This window comes from Paenibacillus harenae (assembly GCF_030812415.1).
GTDB classification, from domain to species: Bacteria; Bacillota; Bacilli; order Paenibacillales; family Paenibacillaceae; genus Pristimantibacillus; species Pristimantibacillus harenae_A.
Map to the genome: position 1 here is coordinate 495,794 of NZ_JAUSST010000006.1, position 12,165 is coordinate 507,958.

Sequence of the window (12,165 nt, forward strand, 5' to 3'; positions counted from 1 at the left end):
AATTACGAAGGGCACTCGGTTGAGTGCCCTTCAAACTTCGCTCAATGTATGTTACGGCGAACCCTACCATAAGTTATGTTACAGCTGGAGTGATTGGATCTGTTACGGTGAAAATCCGATTGCGGTGGGGGAGGGTTAAGGGAGTAGAAAGCGAATTAAAATACAGAGCCCGGCGAGAGGGATGTCGTGGTTCTGTTTTTTTTATGGACTGAAGGGCAAGTTCTAGAAGGAATTACGTTTAGCATAGCACAACGTGGAATGGAGTGAAAAGTACGATGGAAGAGGCACGCAATTGGGCGGGGAATTACAGATACAGCGCCGCGGAGCTGTTCGAGCCTGAGCGAATGGAGCAGCTCCAGGAATGGGTGGAGAAACGCCATAAAGTCAGAGCGCTTGGTTCGCGTCACTCGTTCAACAGCATTGCCGATACGCCCGGCAGTCTGCTTTCCCTGAAGAAGATGAATCAAGTATTGGAGCTTGACCGTTCCCGCGGGACCGTCACGGTGGAAGGCGGCATCCGGTACGGAGAGTTGGCTCGTTATTTGCATGCAAACAATTATGGGCTGCATAATTTGGCTTCTCTTCCGCACATTACGATTGCTGGCGCATGTGCAACGGGTACGCATGGTTCGGGGGACCGGAATGGCATTCTCGCTACCGCTGTACGCTCCGTCGAGATTGTAACTTCAAGCGGAGAAGCGGTTATTTATACACGCGGTGAACAGCTGGAAGCAGATGGAGCCATCGTCGCTCTCGGAGCGCTAGGCATCGTGTCGAAGCTGACACTAGACATCGTGCCGAGCTTTGAAATTAGCCAACAGCTGTTTGAGAATCTGGCTTTATCAAGGCTGGAAAGCCATTTCGACGATGTTTTCTCGAGTGCGTACAGCGTCAGCCTATTTACAGATTGGAGCAGTGATCACTTTAATCAGGTGTGGTTGAAACGTCTCGCCAGTGAGGATGATGCGTTTGTTGAGGATGACTTCTACGGGGCGACAAGGGCTACTGCGCCATTGCATCCCGTACCGGGTATTTCTGCAGAGCCATGCAGTGAGCAACTAGGGAAAAGGGGGCCTTGGCACGAGCGGCTGCCGCATTTTCGGATGGAGTTTACTCCAAGTGCAGGGGAGGAGCTGCAAAGCGAGTACTTTGTGCCGCGAAGCCACGCCTACGCTGCGTTAGAGGCGATTTACAAGATTCGTGAGCATATCGCTCCGCATCTATATATTTCGGAAGTACGTACAATTGCCTCCGATCAGATGTGGATGAGTCCAAGCTACAACCGGGATTCTATCGGAATTCATTTTACATGGAAGCCGTATTATGAGGCGGTTGAGCGTGTGTTGCCGATCATAGAAGCAGCGCTCGAGCCATATGAGGTGCGCCCGCACTGGGGTAAGCTGTTCACAATGGCGCCTGAGCGATTGAAGTCGCTCTATGAGAAGCGCCTTGATTTCCAAATTCTCGCAGCTAGCTGCGATCCGCAGGGAAAGTTCCGTAATTCGTTCTTGGATTTATATCTGTGGTAAAGAAGAGAAGGATATGAGGCAATCAGGCAAAGGATGGTTTTAAAACTTGGAGTTATAGCCAGCGCGGTGAACCGTATCCAATTCCACAATTGGAGCGATTGGATTAGTAATGAGGAGAATCCGATCGCGACGGGAGAAGAGTAAGAGCGAAAGGCCGCGTCGGACGCGGGTTTGAGGTCAACATGGAGTCAACAATCTTACACTATGATGTGTACTGACCTCGCTAAACTGAGGACTCTGGTCTTTACGACTGTTCAGCACTTTCACATTGAAGTCAACACTCTAAGTGTGCGTGAGTGGAGTTAACATGGAGTCAACAAAGTTACCTATTGATGGCCAGAAATCCTCACCGTCTGAGGTTTCTGGCTTTGTTGTTGTAACTTCGAAATGAGCATTTCAATTCAAGGTTACCTTCTTTAAGTGCCTAGCAGCTCCAAAGGCAAAAAGGCATAATCGCCGTTCTTGACTATGTTGCCTTTGCGAACAGGAATAGGATGCTTGAAGATAGGGCCGTCGATTACGGTCGTATGGAACTCGCCGCCTTCTCCGCACGGGTCAATGCCGCGAGCTTGCAGTTCCTTTATGTAGTCGTGAGTTAACGTTCGTCCTAGATCTTCTTCCCGCATCCCCAGCGATAGATTTACGGTGACCAGAGTGGATATAAAACCGAGATCTATAAACTCTTGGACAGCTTCATGATGATCCATTTCCCATAGGGGCATTCCTAGCTTCAGGCCGGCATTTTGGGTAACCTTGTCATGCCAGCAGCCTTCAACAGGCATATCCAAGTCTCCTGTGACCAACACTTCTGCGCCTTGACGCTTTGCTTGTTCTAGAAGGAGCATAAATTTGTTTTCATAGTCGTCCCAACTTGCAGCCGCGGTATAAACGGGCAAGCCGATAGATTCAGCTTGGGCGTGGATAAGCTCCGGGGGCATTCCATGGGATCTGGAACGTTTCCCTTCTTCCTCCATCATAACGATGAGTCCGATCGGCTCTCCAACCTTCATTGATTTATACAGCGCCAGGACGCTGTCTTTTCCCCCGCTAAAAGAAGCTATAAATTTACGCCCATGAGCGCCGTCTTTCCAGTTCACGATTTCTTTCATTCCTATCGTTCTCCTTTGTTACTATGCTCTGTGAATTGTACCACGACTTGCTTCGGAACAACAAAATAGGTTTACAGAGGAACGTATCTACCCTATGATTGAGGTTACTTCCAAATAGTAGAAATAAATGGTTGCATGCGGGGGGAAGCGTTCCGTAATGATCTGGAGCAATCATAACAATGACAAAGGAGAGTTGCATGGATGAGGGTTCAATTAGAAGGGATAACCGTATTGTCGAATGATGTCTCCCGGTTGGCCGGCTTTTATCGTGATGTGCTTGGATTTAAAGTCGTTATGGAGGAAAGTCATTATGTTGAATTCGTAAATGACGGCATTCGTCTCGCGATTTGTTCCAAGCCACTAATGGCTGATAATACGAACGGGCATTATTCCTTTGTAGAGGAACGCAGGGGGCAAGCCTTTGAACTTAATTTTCAATGTGAATCGCCAGAAGCTGTGCGCGATATCTATCATGATATTGTCTCGAAGGGAGCCACCTCGATTACGGAGCCGAAGTCCATGTCTTGGGGGCACACAACGGGATTTTTTGCGGATCCTGACGGTAACATTCATTCTCTCTTTGCTATCAACCCTACTGCCCAGCATGAAGAGTAAGAACATGCAGCTTCCGGACGCAGGTGGCTATTTTACGGTTTGCGGCAAAGCATGGAATCGTTTTGTTTAAATCATGGCTTGGTGTCCCCGGTCTCGGTTCGCCAGGCGGGCCGGGCAGTCCTTGCGGGCTACCATTAAGCATAGCCCGCCAACTTTCTCTTCTTGTACAAAGTTAATTCGAAAATCCAACAGCCTGTCTAGCCTCACTTGGAAAGCTCAATAACCTAAGGTGTACTCTTTCTCTTATTATTTGATTACGGCGATCAAAAGAAGGGTATAACGGTTTATATTCGGATATCCAAGGAGGCAACGAGTATGAGCGAGTTATTGAAAGGCAAGGTAGCGGTCATTACGGGAGCGGGTTCGGGTATAGGCCGTGCAGCGGCGCTGCATTTGGCCCGGAACGGGGCCGGCATCTGCCTCTTCGATTTGAACGACGACCGAACCGAAGAAGCGGAGAAGGCTATTCACGAGTTAGGCGGGGAATCGTTATTCCTTGACGTAGACGTGTCGGATCCGAAGCGGGTTGAACAAGCGGTTCAGTCTGTCATCGAGCGCTTCGGACGGATCGACGTCGTATTCGCCAACGCAGGCATTAACGGTACGCTTTCCCCGATCGAGGATTTAACGCCGGAGGCATGGGACGAGACGTTGTCCATCAATTTGAAAGGAACGTTCCTGACCGTCAAATACGCCATTCCGCATATGAAACAAGCCGGCGGCAGCATCATTATAACGAGCTCGATCAACGGAAGCCGGAAGTTCTCCGGATTCGGCATGTCGGCGTACAGCGCATCGAAGGCCGGCCAGGTCGCTTTCGCCAAGATGGCCGCTTTGGAGCTGGCCCGTTACAAAATCCGCGTCAACGTTATTTGTCCGGGAGCTATTGAAACCAATATCGGCGAAAGTACGGAGCGTACGAAGCAGGTCGACAAAATCACCATTCCCGTTGAATATCCGGAAGGCAGCCAGCCGCTGGAACACGGTCCGGGCCAACCGGAGCAGGTAGCGGATCTTGTCCTGTTCCTAGCCTCTCAGCAATCCAGTCATATCTCGGGAACGGAAATCTACATAGACGGCGCGGAGACGCTGCTGTAGAAACCGGGCGGGGGCGGGGCCATCCTCCACTTTAAGCTTGAAGGAAAAATTCCCATGCTCTATAGTATAGGGAATATATTCCTGATGGAGGGGTAGCCATGAAAGGTCCGGATCCTATTTTATTGCAAATACCCGAGAGTTTTGAAACGAAACGATTAATCATTCGCGCTCCCCTTTGGGAAGACGGGGCAATGGTCAACGAGGCAGTCAAACAGAGTATAGATGAACTGCGTCCTTGGATGCTCTGGGCGAAGCAGATTCCTTCGGTAGAGGATTCGGAGATCATCTCGCGACAAGGACGAGTTCATTTTCTGGAACGATCGGACTTAAGGCTCTATCTGATCCATAAGACGACCGGTCAGTTTATTGGAAGCAGCGGTCTGCATCGGATAGACTGGGAAGCAAGAAAGTTTGAAATCGGCTATTGGGTCAATACGCTCTTTAGCGGACAGGGATACATGACGGAAGCGGTTGAGGGAATAACAAGGTTTGCAATAGATGAATTGCAAGCGAATAGAATTGAAATTCGTTGCGACGCCCGAAATATACGGAGTGCTCGCGTTGCGGAACGTTTAGGATTTACGAAGGAAGGCATTCTTCGGAGCGATAAGTGCGACGTGAACGGCATAATAAGAGATACCATCGTATTCTCCAAAGTCCGAGGCGCGGAGTTTTAGTAAAAAAAGAGGCTTGCCTTTGGCAAAGCCTCTTTCTTTGCGGATTTTTACAAATGCGAGCCCCCGCTTGCATCGATGCATTGTCCCGTAATCCATCGGCTGTCCGGGGAAGCTAGGAAGGAAGCGATATCCGCGATATCCGCCGGTTGGCCCCATCTGCCGAAAATCGAGTAATCGGCGCCGAATTGATGAGACGCCGGATCCTGCAGCATCGGGGCATTCATGTCCGTGGCGACGAACCCGGGTTGGATGGCATTAATCGTAATGCCGCGAGGACCTAATTGATTGGCTAGGGAAAGCGTTAGCGTATTGATCGCTCCCTTGGTCATGCTGTAAGCCGGAATGCTAGGCAGCGAAATCCGTGTGACAGCAGAAGAGAGGTTAATAATGCGGCCTTCATCCCGGAGTCTCGGAAGCGACTGCTGAATGAGGAAGAACGGTGCCTTGACATTAACGTTTAGAATATCGTTCAAAACGTCTTCCGTTGTTTCCTCGATAGAGGTCACGAGACCGATCCCCGCGTTATTGACGAGAATATCAAATTGATAGTCGCCCGTACGTTGAACCAACGCGTCGTCTAACGCGTCGTACAGCGCCTTGATATCCTTTGAACCGCCAAGCTCTTTGCCGAGCGCGAAAGCCGCTCCTCCATTTTGCTCGATCAAACGAACGACTTCCTCGGCGGCATCCATGCTTCTGCCATAGTGAACGGCGACCATAGCGCCTTCTTGCGCCAAACGCAATGCAATGGCGCGCCCAATTCCCCGGCTTGCTCCCGTAACGAGCGCAACTTTTCCATTCAGCTTATTCATTTTCTCATCAGCTCCTCTTCTTCTTTCACTTTAAGTTTTAACATAGAAGGGATTTTGAGATGTTGCTGTCGTATTCGAAGCGGGAAAAATGGCTAGTATGGTGGTAGACGGTCTTTTTGCAGGGGGATGTTAAAATAAAATTCGAGCTTGGCCGCTGCGTATTGCAAGATTTGTACGAATTAACTGCGATCAAGAAGTAAAAGCAGTCAAAACAAAGAAAATGCGTCCACTTTCTTTACCGATCGTTCTCAATATGTTATATTGACGATGGGAGGAGGAACAAAGAATGGCAAGAAGCAAAGAATTCGAAGAGAACGTAGTGTTGGATAAGGCGATGAAGCTCTTTTGGGAACAAGGTTATGAGAAGACATCCTTGACTGATCTGGTCGAGCATATGGGAATCCATCGCAGAAGTTTGTATGACACATTTGGCGACAAACATACGCTGTTTCTGAAAGCTATGGATCGGTTCCGCGATAAAGTCAATGCTGGGCTTACGGGAGAAGTTAAACGCTCCAAGACTGCAGCGGAGGCTCTTCAGTTGATTTTTAGTTTCATGATAGATGGTGAAGAGGACTCGCCTTCAGGCTGTTTAATGGTGAATTCGGCGGTGGAATTGGCAATGCGCGATGCCGATGTGGATTTAAAGTCCACTGAATCGTTCACACTATCGGAGCAGTTGCTCAAGGATATTATTCTATGGGGGCAGCAGGATGGAGAATTCACCTCAAATACCGATGCCGGCGAACTGGCGGAACATCTGCATACGGTATGTGTTGGGTTAAGGGTAATGACAAGAACCTCCACTCCCAAAGAAAAACTGCAGCGAATAGCCAATTTATCCATCAAGCTTTTAGATAAGTAATTATCTTATCCTTAGGATGATCGTTCTTAAATGAGTAGGCCCGAGCTGCAGTGAAGCTTATTCCTAAGAAGATATCATTGCTTATACCGTTTCTAGAATGATTGTTCTCATATATAAGTCTTGCCTTGCTCAAAGTTTCTCCATGAATGGCTCATTCTTATGCGTTTTCTAGAATGGTCATTCCCGTATACCGGACTTGCCTGTTCCCAAAACTCCTCCTTAAGAAAATCGTTAAATCGTTACATGTGCGGTTTTCCCGTTTTGTTATACCAAAATCAAATCATAAAAGGAGCAAAAAAAATGAAAATTTCAGAACAAGTCGCATTTGTTACCGGCGCGAACCGAGGCCTTGGCCGTTATCTTACGCTTGAACTTCTATCCAGAGGGGCTAAGGTTTATGCCGGCTCAAGAAATCCGGAATCCATTGACATTCCCGGTGCAATACCTGTAAAGCTTGATATTACAAACCCTCAAGAGGTAGCAGCAGCCGCTTTGGCAGCTAAGGACGTTACGCTTTTGATCAACAACGCAGGATCGTCTACAGGCGCGTCTTTGCTGGACGGTGATCTCGATCAAATACAGTTGGAGTTTAATACGCATTTCTTTGGCACGCTTTCCATGGTTCGTGCTTTTGCACCGATACTGGCAAATAACGGTGGAGGATCGATTCTGAATATTCTTTCCGCATTATCTTGGTTTAGTTCGGGAGCTGTTGGTGGTTATACGGCTGCAAAGGCGGCAGAGTGGGCTTTGACGAACGACTTGCGTTTAAATCTATATCCTCAGAAGGTGAGAGTAGCTGGATTGCATGTGGGCTATATGGAGACGGACATGACGTCGGGCTTAGAAGTTTCCAAGTCCAATCCTGCGGATATCGCGAAAATTGCTATTGATGGATTAGAAGCCGACAGCTATGAAATTGTTGCCGATGACGTGAGCAGAAATATCCAAAGCGGTTTTGCCGGTGGTGTATCCGCGTTATATCCACATCTGTCCTAATTGGAAACTAGAAATAAACAGTAAAAAACGGCGTACAACTGAAAATTGTACGCCTGAATAGATCACGCCTCATACGCGCACAATGTAATTGGTAATGAAAAGAAGCAGAGGAGGCTAGAAGGATGAACGTCCAACGGGCTCGGGAAATTGCGGCTTCGCCGACCATGGAGAACGTGGAATACAACGGGGTTCGCATTTATATCCAGCATGTGAATGAAGAGAATGAGACAGCCAGAATCTATCCCCTCGGCCAACCCGAGCAAGAACAAGAAGTTCCCTTGCGAAGCCTGTCCGAACCCTCTTCGCAAGTGGCTATGGATGTCGAGCAAGTCGCCTGCAGGGTTGAAAGCGATACTTAGTACCGCAATACGTGCAAAAAAACCGCAAGCGGGACACCTTAACGAAGGTGTCCCGCTTGCGGTTTATAAACCTCGCTTTAATACGCGATATACAATTGCCTCGTAAGGCAGCATCTCTATGATTGTTTCCCGATTGGTTCTATCGGCATTATTGCCGATGACGATGTCGCCCAGCTTCTCCGCGCCGCAGTCGGCAATGTTGCAGGCCGCAGGCTGCTCCGATATGTTAAGAAGCACCAGCCAGCTTTCTTCTCCGAGCGTTCTTGTATACGCGTAAATCTGCTCATGCTGATCCAAGTAAGTTTCGAACTGACCGTATATCATGACCTCATTGCTTTTTCTTAATGCGATAAGTTGTTTATAGTAATAATAAACGGAGCTGACATCTGCCAAGGCTTGCTCGACAATACGGAGAGATTCTCCGCTTTCGCGGACACGCTTCAAGCGAACGGAATCGCTTTTGATCAAACTTACTACTATCACGGGAATTACCGCGAGAAGAGCGGTTATCAAGCGGCCAAGCTGATGATCCTCAGCAATGAATATCCGGAAGTGCTTGTGTGCGCCACGATAATATGGCGGTCGGAGCGATGAAAGCTTTCGAAGAGCATCAAATATCCGTCCCGCATAACATTTCCATTACGGGCTTCGACGATTCGGATGCGGCTGCGCTGGCGGGATTGACCACGATCAAAATTCCGCGTTACGAAAGCGGGTTTCTGGCGGCCAAGGAGCTGTTGGAGCTGATCAAAGGCAATGTCAACCGGGACACCGTCAAGATAGGGGCCTCCATTGTCTGGCGCCAGTCCGTACGCTCGTAATACCATTTCGGTGCATCGACGAACATAAGTAGAACGAATACGGCCCGCAGGCATTCCAGATGCCTGCGGGCCGTTCTTTGCGTGCGTATGGCAGCGTACCGGAAAAGTCGATTAATTCGCCAAATACCAATTCGTATCGAGGCCGGTCACGGGACAATACGGGAATTTGTCCCCTTCTTTCAGTGCGGTGCGCCTGCCTGCCTCGCAAATGTATTCTCCTGCTTGATCGACCTGCTCACCCGTGTAAAAAGAAGTTTTTGTCTGACTCATAACGACACCTCTTTGCTTAGGATTTGCGAACGACTGCTGATAAGATATCTGCTTTCGGATAGCCCAAGCGACGTCCGCTTGATTATTAATAAACCGTTGCGGCCAAGTTGAAACATCCCCAAGGATTATAGCGTTATCAGCCATCCTATAGCATAATAATGGGAGGATGGAAGGGGATGACTTAATGCCGAATATTAAAGTTCTAATAGCCGACGACAATTCCTTCATTCGCGAAGGAATGAAAATTATTTTAACGACGTTCGAAGGCTTCGAGGTCGTGGCGACGGTTCAGAACGGGCTGGAGGCGGTATCCTACTGCGAGCGTCATGAGGTCGACGTGGCTCTGCTGGACGTACGGATGCCGGAGATGAACGGAGTGGAAGCGACCCGGTTGATCGCCGAGCGGACAGCGGCAAGGCCGCTCATCTTAACGACTTTCGACGATGACGAATATATAAGAGATGCCATTACATACGGAGCCAAAGGCTATTTGCTGAAAAATAACGATCCCGAGCGAATCTGCGACGCCATTAGAACGGTGTACCACGGCCATAACGTCCTTCAGGACTCGGTATTGGATAAGTTGAAATCGGAGGTTCCGGGAGGAACCCGGCACCCCGTGATCGACAAGAACCTCTTCACGGAGAGGGAATTGGATATCATGGCGCTGATCGCCAAGGGGAAGACAAACAAAGAAATTTCCAAACAGATTTTCATTTCCGAGGGCACGATCGCCAATCACATTACTTCGATATTAAGCAAAACAGGTCTCACGCATCGCACGCAAATCGCCATTTACTATTTAACCGGAGAATTGACCTGATGAGCGAACGAAGAGAGCCATCGGAGCTACCTGAAATCGGCTTTAAAGCCGCTTTGCTCGTTTTTGCGGCAGGCCAATCGCTATTACCCGAATCAAGCGTAACGCCTTGGTTTATTTTAGCCATATTAATCTATCTTTGTACGAACCTGCTGTTCTATCTTTTGCGAAAAGAGAGCCTTCGTCCCGCCATTGCGGTATTGTCCATTGGAGTCGTTATCGCCTCATATCCGGATTTTCCGATGATGATTCTGCTGCTGCCGGCTCATCTGTTCGAACTCTCGTCCGTCGTTGCAGGCAAACGAGGGGTAGCTTCTTTCCTTCTGATGCTGATCCCGTTGGCACTGATCCCTCGGGACCTGATGTTTCTCTACCTGCTCATTGCGGCAGTGGCGCTCATTTACTTTATGGTGCTAAATCGTTACGGCAGCAAGCTTCGCGGACAGCGTTCCGAGCTGGAACGAATGCGCGGCGAGCTTGAACGACTGCACGTCAAGCTGCAGGAAAACAATGAGTTTCTGCGGCAAAGCGAATATACGGTTAAGTTGGAGGAACGCAACCGGTTGTCCCAAGACATCCATGATAACATCGGACATGCCATGACCAGCGCGCTCATTCAGATGGAAGCGGCGAAGCGCCTAATCCGGACCGACCCGGACAAGTCGTCGCTGCTGCTGGACAATGCCATTCATATCTCGAAGGAAGGCATCGAGAGCATCCGGTTCGATCTGAAGAGGATGAAGCCGCCAACGGAACAGATGGGCGTCAACCGGATGAAATTGTTCGTCGATGAGTTTTCGGCCAAGCATCCGATCCGGACGGCGTTCTCCTATGAGGGGAATATCGATTTCATCACCCCGATTCATTGGAGAATCATTCAGGAAAATACGAAAGAGGCGCTCACCAATACGATGAAGTACGCCGAGGCTACCGCCGTGTCGATTCATGTGCAGGTATTGCCCACCCTAATCAAGGCTACTGTCGCCGACAACGGCCGGGGACATACGAAGATCGTGAAGGGAATCGGCATCGTTGGCATGGAAGAGAGGACGGCGGCCGTAGGCGGGAAGATCATCGTCGACGGATCGCGTGGCTTTTCGGTGACGACGTTAATGCCGTATACCCCATGAAGGATAAAGAAGACATGAACAATCTCAGGGGAGAAGGATGAACTTGTGCACTTCTGCAAGGACGTCCTTTTTTTGTACGATTAGAACATAAGAAACGGAGTTAACGGGAGGGTGAAACAACGGTGAATGTACTGGAAATCAATCAGTTAACGAAAAAATTCGGCGACTATACGGCCGTGGATCATTTGTCGCTGTCGGTGCAGGAGGGAGAAATATTCGGCTTCTTGGGACCGAACGGGGCAGGCAAAAGCACGACGATTCAGATCGCGGCCTCCTTGCTTTCCGCGACGAAAGGCGAGATCACGATCATGGGCCGGAATATCGCCAAGCACGGCAGGTTTGCGAAGGGGGCGATCGGCTTCGTGCCGCAGGATTTGGCGATCTATGAAAATATGACCGCCTATGAGAATGTTCACTTTTTCGCCGGGTTATACGGATTACGAGGGGCGGAGCTGAAGCGAAGCGTGGTCGAAGCGCTGGAATTCGTTGGTCTTGAGGATCGGCAAGGGGGCTTCCCGAAGAACTTCTCGGGGGGAATGAAGCGAAGGCTGAATATCGCCTGCGCGATTGCCCACAAGCCGAAGCTGATCATCATGGATGAGCCGACGGTAGGGATCGATCCGCAATCGCGCAGCTATATCCTGAACTCGGTCAAGAAGCTGAATCGCATGGGCAGTACGATCATTTATACGAGCCATTACATGGAAGAAGTCGAGGAAATCTGCTCGCGAATCGCGATTATCGATCATGGGAAGATCATTGCGGAAGGGACGAAGGCCGAGCTGAAGGCGATTATTACGAATCAGAAGAGCATCAGCATTGCCGTTCGCTCGACCGAAGGTGTCCCGTTGGATCAGTTGAAGAGCATCGTTGGCGTGAACGCGGTCGAAGCTGCGGAACAGTCGATCAATATCAGCTCCGCGGTTGAGATCAATAATTTAAATAGAATCATCCAGTTGCTCGTGGCGAGCGGCGTGGAAATTCGCGGCGTCGAAGCGCAGGAGCCGAGTCTCGAAACGGTGTTTCTGACCTTGACCGGCCGCACGCTGCGCGATGAATAG

General features: G+C 49.5%; 15 protein-coding genes and 1 pseudogene. 12 read left to right on the plus strand and 4 right to left on the minus strand.

Annotated elements, in window-relative coordinates:
• The first annotated feature begins 275 nt into the window (after window positions 1-275).
• Window positions 276-1,529, plus strand: a complete 1,254-nt coding sequence (locus J2T14_RS23190) for an FAD-binding protein (RefSeq protein WP_307474597.1) — start codon at window positions 276-278, stop codon at window positions 1,527-1,529.
• Between the two features lie 416 nt (window positions 1,530-1,945).
• On the opposite strand, the gene J2T14_RS23195 is transcribed toward J2T14_RS23190, so the two are convergent.
• On the minus strand, window positions 1,946-2,638 hold the full coding sequence (locus J2T14_RS23195; protein WP_307474599.1) for a diphthine--ammonia ligase: 693 nt from the start codon (window positions 2,636-2,638) through the stop codon (window positions 1,946-1,948).
• 201 nt (window positions 2,639-2,839) lie between these two features.
• Here J2T14_RS23195 and J2T14_RS23200 point away from each other — a divergent pair, with 201 nt between their 5' ends.
• The 3 genes from J2T14_RS23200 to J2T14_RS23210 all read left to right on the plus strand — a co-directional run bounded on the left by J2T14_RS23200 (window position 2,840) and on the right by J2T14_RS23210 (window position 5,028).
• Entirely contained in the window at window positions 2,840-3,253 is a 414-nt protein-coding gene (locus tag J2T14_RS23200; protein ID WP_307474601.1) for a VOC family protein, read from the plus strand.
• Between the two features lie 315 nt (window positions 3,254-3,568).
• Complete coding sequence (locus J2T14_RS23205) at window positions 3,569-4,351, plus strand: SDR family oxidoreductase (protein ID WP_307474603.1); 783 nt, start codon at window positions 3,569-3,571, stop codon at window positions 4,349-4,351.
• A gap of 98 nt (window positions 4,352-4,449) precedes the next feature.
• Window positions 4,450-5,028: a GNAT family N-acetyltransferase gene (locus J2T14_RS23210; protein WP_307474605.1), complete on the plus strand. Its 579-nt coding sequence runs from the start codon at window positions 4,450-4,452 to the stop codon at window positions 5,026-5,028.
• A gap of 47 nt (window positions 5,029-5,075) precedes the next feature.
• On the opposite strand, the gene J2T14_RS23215 is transcribed toward J2T14_RS23210, so the two are convergent.
• A complete protein-coding gene (locus J2T14_RS23215) occupies window positions 5,076-5,840 on the minus strand; it encodes an SDR family oxidoreductase (RefSeq protein ID WP_307474608.1) in 765 nt (254 codons plus the stop codon).
• Between the two features lie 286 nt (window positions 5,841-6,126).
• On the opposite strand from J2T14_RS23215, the gene J2T14_RS23220 reads away from it, so the two are divergent.
• From J2T14_RS23220 to J2T14_RS23230, 3 genes and pseudogenes are all read left to right on the plus strand, one after another.
• Entirely contained in the window at window positions 6,127-6,705 is a 579-nt protein-coding gene (locus J2T14_RS23220; RefSeq protein ID WP_307474610.1) for a TetR/AcrR family transcriptional regulator, read from the plus strand.
• A gap of 300 nt (window positions 6,706-7,005) precedes the next feature.
• A complete protein-coding gene (locus J2T14_RS23225; protein WP_307474614.1) occupies window positions 7,006-7,704 on the plus strand; it encodes an SDR family oxidoreductase in 699 nt (232 codons plus the stop codon).
• A 122-nt stretch (window positions 7,705-7,826) separates the two neighbouring features.
• Window positions 7,827-8,000, plus strand: a pseudogene (locus J2T14_RS23230) (small acid-soluble spore protein H); the annotation flags it as partial.
• 126 nt (window positions 8,001-8,126) lie between these two features.
• Here J2T14_RS23230 and J2T14_RS23235 read toward each other — a convergent pair.
• A complete protein-coding gene (locus J2T14_RS23235) occupies window positions 8,127-8,387 on the minus strand; it encodes an alpha-glucosidase C-terminal domain-containing protein (RefSeq protein WP_307474616.1) in 261 nt (86 codons plus the stop codon).
• A 30-nt stretch (window positions 8,388-8,417) separates the two neighbouring features.
• Here J2T14_RS23235 and J2T14_RS23240 point away from each other — a divergent pair, with 30 nt between their 5' ends.
• A complete protein-coding gene (locus tag J2T14_RS23240; protein ID WP_307474618.1) occupies window positions 8,418-8,657 on the plus strand; it encodes a hypothetical protein in 240 nt (79 codons plus the stop codon).
• On the plus strand, window positions 8,654-8,884 hold the full coding sequence (locus tag J2T14_RS23245; protein WP_307474620.1) for a substrate-binding domain-containing protein: 231 nt from the start codon (window positions 8,654-8,656) through the stop codon (window positions 8,882-8,884). The genes J2T14_RS23240 and J2T14_RS23245 overlap by 4 nt, the downstream gene beginning before the upstream one ends.
• 111 nt (window positions 8,885-8,995) lie before the next feature.
• Here J2T14_RS23245 and J2T14_RS23250 read toward each other — a convergent pair whose 3' ends face one another.
• Window positions 8,996-9,154 carry a hypothetical protein gene (locus tag J2T14_RS23250; RefSeq protein ID WP_307205882.1) on the minus strand — a complete coding sequence of 53 codons (159 nt, stop codon included), beginning with the start codon at window positions 9,152-9,154 and terminating at the stop codon, window positions 8,996-8,998.
• 184 nt (window positions 9,155-9,338) lie between these two features.
• Here J2T14_RS23250 and J2T14_RS23255 point away from each other — a divergent pair, with 184 nt between their 5' ends.
• The 3 genes from J2T14_RS23255 (at window position 9,339) to J2T14_RS23265 (ending at window position 12,165) form a co-directional block, all read left to right on the plus strand.
• Complete coding sequence (locus J2T14_RS23255) at window positions 9,339-9,977, plus strand: response regulator transcription factor (RefSeq protein WP_307205880.1); 639 nt, start codon at window positions 9,339-9,341, stop codon at window positions 9,975-9,977.
• On the plus strand, window positions 9,977-11,104 hold the full coding sequence (locus J2T14_RS23260; RefSeq protein WP_307474622.1) for a histidine kinase: 1,128 nt from the start codon (window positions 9,977-9,979) through the stop codon (window positions 11,102-11,104). The genes J2T14_RS23255 and J2T14_RS23260 overlap by 1 nt, the downstream gene beginning before the upstream one ends.
• Before the next feature lie 122 nt (window positions 11,105-11,226).
• Window positions 11,227-12,165 carry an ABC transporter ATP-binding protein gene (locus J2T14_RS23265; protein ID WP_307474625.1) on the plus strand — a complete coding sequence of 313 codons (939 nt, stop codon included), beginning with the start codon at window positions 11,227-11,229 and terminating at the stop codon, window positions 12,163-12,165.

Bases quoted from the DNA above. Each gene is read 5' to 3' on its own strand.
- J2T14_RS23200 (WP_307474601.1), top strand. From the start codon at position 2,840: ATGAGGGTTCAATTAGAAGGGATAACCGTATTGTCGAATGATGTCTCC.
- J2T14_RS23210 (WP_307474605.1), top strand. From the start codon at position 4,450: ATGAAAGGTCCGGATCCTATTTTATTGCAAATACCCGAGAGTTTTGAA.
- J2T14_RS23245 (WP_307474620.1), top strand. From the start codon at position 8,654: ATGAAAGCTTTCGAAGAGCATCAAATATCCGTCCCGCATAACATTTCC.
- J2T14_RS23235 (WP_307474616.1), bottom strand. From the start codon at position 8,387: ATGATATACGGTCAGTTCGAAACTTACTTGGATCAGCATGAGCAGATT.
- J2T14_RS23260 (WP_307474622.1), top strand. From the start codon at position 9,977: ATGAGCGAACGAAGAGAGCCATCGGAGCTACCTGAAATCGGCTTTAAA.
- J2T14_RS23220 (WP_307474610.1), top strand. From the start codon at position 6,127: ATGGCAAGAAGCAAAGAATTCGAAGAGAACGTAGTGTTGGATAAGGCG.
- J2T14_RS23190 (WP_307474597.1), top strand. From the start codon at position 276: ATGGAAGAGGCACGCAATTGGGCGGGGAATTACAGATACAGCGCCGCG.
- J2T14_RS23255 (WP_307205880.1), top strand. From the start codon at position 9,339: ATGCCGAATATTAAAGTTCTAATAGCCGACGACAATTCCTTCATTCGC.
- J2T14_RS23225 (WP_307474614.1), top strand. From the start codon at position 7,006: ATGAAAATTTCAGAACAAGTCGCATTTGTTACCGGCGCGAACCGAGGC.
- J2T14_RS23205 (WP_307474603.1), top strand. From the start codon at position 3,569: ATGAGCGAGTTATTGAAAGGCAAGGTAGCGGTCATTACGGGAGCGGGT.
- J2T14_RS23195 (WP_307474599.1), bottom strand. From the start codon at position 2,638: ATGAAAGAAATCGTGAACTGGAAAGACGGCGCTCATGGGCGTAAATTT.
- J2T14_RS23250 (WP_307205882.1), bottom strand. From the start codon at position 9,154: ATGAGTCAGACAAAAACTTCTTTTTACACGGGTGAGCAGGTCGATCAA.
- J2T14_RS23215 (WP_307474608.1), bottom strand. From the start codon at position 5,840: ATGAATAAGCTGAATGGAAAAGTTGCGCTCGTTACGGGAGCAAGCCGG.